1 protein-coding gene is annotated in these 451 nt (G+C 33.9%); it reads left to right on the top strand.

Annotated elements, in window-relative coordinates; genetic code table 11:
* Positions 1-451: choice-of-anchor L domain-containing protein (locus Q0807_RS18865; RefSeq protein WP_301162064.1), on the top strand; the 451-nt coding region annotated here is incomplete at both ends.

Genomic DNA, 451 nt, shown 5'->3' with positions numbered 1-451 from the left:
TATCAGCAAGAATACCCTTGTAATTTTAAAGATGTTTTCGCCATTCTTATAAAACGAGCAAGTACAGCAGACCCTTATGTAAACATTGCAACTGTGCCTAATACAATCGCTGAGATTAGCACAAATACAATTCACGCAAACATTAATGGTTTTTGTGAAGCCCACAACGATGACTATTTTGAAGGCTATAATATTGGAGACACCAATTACAATGGTCGTACTGAAATATTAACTGCTAGAGCAGATATTATCCCTAATGAAACCTACCATATAAAATTTGTTATTGCTGACCATATTGATCAACGTTTTGATTCTGCTGTTTTTATTGAATCAGAAGGTTTTGGTAACTCTATAGATTTAGGTCCTGACCAATCTATCTGTGGTAGCGACTTAACTTTAAATGCCAATATTAATAATGCTTCTGCTATCTACAAATGGTACTTAAATGGAA

Origin of the sequence: uncultured Winogradskyella sp., assembly GCF_947495255.1 — a bacterium.
GTDB lineage: Bacteria > Bacteroidota > Bacteroidia > Flavobacteriales > Flavobacteriaceae > Winogradskyella.
The sequence above is the reverse complement of the archived record's forward strand: the minus strand, read 5'-3'. Positions and strand labels throughout refer to the sequence as shown.